The following is a 3,577-nucleotide window of genomic DNA, read 5'->3' on the forward strand; positions in this document are numbered from 1 at the left end:
TGAAGAGCGCTCTGTCGAGAAAGCGGCCGTAAGCGGTTTTCACGTCTTCCATCCCGGCGCCCGATCATCATTCGCGACTCGCTGCACGATATAGGATTACTACACTAAGGCAAAGACTGAATTGGGCCTGTGCCTCTAGTAGCATATGGGGGCAGAAGGGTTAGGCGATCCCGAGACTCTCTCGTAATATCAGCATATTGCTAGGGTATTGGGATCGCCGAGTCTTGAGCATCGCCGCCAGCGCATGCAAGCAAGGCTTGATTGCGTGTCCGCATAATAATAGTGAAACTACGAAACGGGGGAGGATGCGATGGACTATCGTGCGAATCTCGACCTGAACGGGCGGCTCGCGCTCGTGACCGGCGCGGGGCAGGGGATCGGCGCGGCGGTGGCCGAGGCGCTTGCGGCGACCGGGGCCGAGGTCGTCTGCACCGATCGGCGGCGCGATTCGGCCGAGGCGACGGCGGCCGCGCTCACTGCCCTCGGGTATCGCGCCTGGGCCGAGGTGCTGGACGTAACCGATACCGCGGCGATCGACGCGCTGGCCGCGGCGCTGCCGCCGCTCGATATTCTCGTCTGCAACGCGGGAATCGTCAGCAACACGCCGGCCGAGGAAATGACCGATGCGGAGTGGGACAGGGTCATCGGCGTGAACCTCACCGGGGTCTTTCGCTGTTGCCGCGGGTTCGGCAGGCGCATGCTCGAGGCCGGGCGCGGCGTCATCGTCAACATCGGCTCGATGTCGGGGGACATCGTCAACGTTCCGCAGCCGCAATGCCACTACAATGCGTCGAAGGCCGCAGTCCACCATCTGACTCGCTCACTGGCGGTGGAATGGGCGAAACGCGGAGTGCGGGTCAACGCCGTCGCGCCCACCTACATCGAGACGCCGCTTCTCGATGGCCTCGAGAGCCGGCCCGGCCTCGTGGAACGCTGGCTCGAGATGACCCCGGCGGGGCGCATGGGCAAGCCGCACGAGATCGCCTCGATTGTCCAATTCCTGGCGTCGGATGCATCGAGCCTCATGACTGGCGCGATCGTGGCCGCCGACGCCGGCTACACAAGCATTTAGCCGCCCATCGCCGCCCCGCGCTCAACCTGCTCGCGTCTGGCGGTTCATGGAGGATGCGCCGCGCCGCGGGCGGCAAGGCGGGGGCGGGGCGATGTGGTTTTCGGTTTGCCTTTCTCCGGCCGGTCGGGGAGGGTCGGACCGACTTCCCCGGCCGGACTGGGCGTATGACACGACCGAACATCCTGTGGATCTGCACCGATCAGCAGCGGTGGGATACGCTGTCGTTCCTCGGCCATGCCGGGGCGCGGACGCCCGCGATCGACCGGCTGGCGGCGGCGGGGACGGCGTTCGACCGGGCCTACTGCCAGAGCCCGATCTGCACGCCGAGCCGCGCGTCGTTCCTGAGCGGGAAGTATCCGATCGCGCACCGGGTGCAGCGGAACGGGAACGAAGGGTTCCCGGGCGACATCGTGCTGGTGCCGCGGCTGTTCCGGGACGCCGGGTATCGGACCGGGCTGATCGGCAAGCTGCACCTGTCGCGGGCGAACGGCGTGGTGGAGAAGCGGCCGGCGGACGACGGGTACGACGAGTTCTGCTGGAGCCATCATCCGGATCCGGACTGGGCGGAGGGACACGACTACCACGACTGGCTGAAGGAGCGGGGGGTCGACGCCAAGGCGATCTACGATCCATTGCGGGCGATCGGGCCGGGGGTGGACGCCGAGGTGCACCAGACGACCTGGGCCGGGGAGCGGGCGAAGGGGTTCATGCGGCGGCATGCGGGGCGGCCGTGGTTCCTGTCGATCAACCTCTTCGATCCGCATCCGCCGTTCGATCCGCCGGCGAGCTACCTTGCGAGGTTCGACCGGGCGGAGATGCCGGGGCCGGTCTTCGCGCCCTCGGACCTGGAGCATCAGGAGCGGCTCTTCGAGGTGGACCAGCAGGCGCGGGTGGCGGTCGATCCGCGGCGGGGGGATCCGGACTCCGCGATGTACGAGCCGCCGGCGCCGCGGCCGGCGGGGGCGAACCATGACACGCCGCCGGAGACCTATGACGGGAAACTGGTCCGGGCCTGCTATCATGCGATGATCGCGCTGATCGACGACATGGTGGGGGAGCTCGTGGCGGTGCTCGAGGAGACGGGGCAGCGGCGGGATACGATCGTGCTCTTCATGAGCGACCACGGGGAGCTGCTCGGGGACCATGGGCTGATCTACAAGGGGGCGCGGTTCTACGAGGGATTGGTACGGGTGCCGATGGTCTTCTCCTGGCCGGGGCATGTGCGGGAGGGGGTGGTGTCGCAGGCGCTGGTCGAGCTCGTCGACCTGCCGCAGACGCTGCTCGAGGCGGCCGGGCTGCCGGAGGGCGAGGGGATGCAGGGCAAGTCGCTCTGGCCGCTGCTGACCGGGGCGGCGCCGGCGGAGTTTCACAAGCCTTACGTGCTCTGCGAGTACTTCGACGCGCTCGGTCTGCCGGATCCGCGGCATACGCGGGCGAGCATGTACTTCGACGGCCGCTACAAGCTCAGCGTCTATCACGGCCACGGAACGGGGGAGCTCTATGACCTCGAGGAGGATCCCTCGGAGTTCCGTGATCTCTGGGAGGCGGAAGAGGCCCGCGAGCTGCGCTGCAGGCTGACGGCGCGGGCCTTCGATGCGCTGATGCGGGTCAGCGAGCCGGGGCCGCGACGGACGGCGAGCTACTGAGCGCACACCCGCGCACGCGTGCCCTGTCTGCAAGCATTTGATATCAAATGGCTATTTTTCCGTATATACGTTGTATAGACAGCGCTGGCCGCTCGGCGCGCGTTCAGGCGCCGACGCTTTCCTCCATGCGGCGGACCACCTCCGCGGGGGCGTCGTTCTCGGCCATGAGGCGGAAGAGGGCGGCGCGGAGGCGCGACTCGACGGCCGGGTCGCGGATCGGGCGCTCCTGGCCGGGGTCGGTCGCGAGGTCGTAGAGGACGGTCGTCGTGTCCTCCATCGCCTCGGGGAAGTGGTAGCTGTGGGTGCGCTGGCCGGCCTTGGAGCGATGGGCGATGCGCAGGAGCGGAACGCCCTTGGTCCAGGCGAAGGGGGGGACGAGGCTGGCGCTCTTCAGCTCCTCGACGGTGAAGAGCCTGGTCATGTGCGCGGGCATCAGCGTGTACTGGTAGAGATCCTGGTTCTTCATGTCGCGCGGGTAGCAGAACCAGGTGTAGCGGCCGTCCACCACGTTGATGCCGCCGCCCCAGTAGCCGAAGATCGCCGCGTCGCGCTGCGGCTCGTCGGCGGCGAGGAGCGGGAGGAGCGACCTGCCCTGCACCTCCTCGGGGATCCCGGCGCCGAAGAGTTCGCAGAAGGTCGGCATGAGGTCGATGGTCTGGGTGAGGCTCCGGCGGCGGGTGCCGGCCTGCGAGGCGAAGTCCGGGTGGTGGACGAAGAGCGGGATGTGGCTGATCTCCTCGTAGAGCGGCATCCGGTTCTTCGCCCACCAGTCGTGCTCGCCGAGGAGGAAGCCGTGGTCGGTGGTGAGGATGAGCGCGGTGTCCTTCCAGAGGTCATGCTCGTCGAAATAGTCGAGCAC

Annotated in this window: 3 protein-coding genes; 2 read left to right on the plus strand and 1 reads right to left on the minus strand. The window is 67.6% G+C overall.

Going from position 1 to position 3,577, the window contains the following annotated elements; genetic code table 11:
• Positions 1 to 310 precede the first annotated feature (310 nt).
• The gene (locus tag Q0112_RS08120; protein ID WP_297973753.1) at positions 311 to 1,072 is read left to right on the plus strand and encodes an SDR family oxidoreductase; all 762 of its coding nucleotides are present in this window, start codon (positions 311 to 313) and stop codon (positions 1,070 to 1,072) included.
• 164 nt (positions 1,073 to 1,236) lie between these two features.
• Entirely contained in the window at positions 1,237 to 2,718 is a 1,482-nt protein-coding gene (locus Q0112_RS08125; RefSeq protein ID WP_297973757.1) for a sulfatase-like hydrolase/transferase, read from the plus strand.
• A 103-nt stretch (positions 2,719 to 2,821) separates the two neighbouring features.
• On the opposite strand, the gene Q0112_RS08130 is transcribed toward Q0112_RS08125, so the two are convergent.
• The coding region (locus Q0112_RS08130; protein ID WP_297973760.1) for a sulfatase/phosphatase domain-containing protein at positions 2,822 to 3,577 on the minus strand (756 nt) is incomplete at its 5' end.

It is taken from the genome of uncultured Amaricoccus sp. (assembly GCF_937858865.1).
Classification (GTDB): Bacteria; Pseudomonadota; Alphaproteobacteria; order Rhodobacterales; family Rhodobacteraceae; genus Amaricoccus.

Bases quoted from the DNA above. Each gene is read 5' to 3' on its own strand.
- Q0112_RS08125 (WP_297973757.1), top strand. From the start codon at position 1,237: ATGACACGACCGAACATCCTGTGGATCTGCACCGATCAGCAGCGGTGG.
- Q0112_RS08120 (WP_297973753.1), top strand. From the start codon at position 311: ATGGACTATCGTGCGAATCTCGACCTGAACGGGCGGCTCGCGCTCGTG.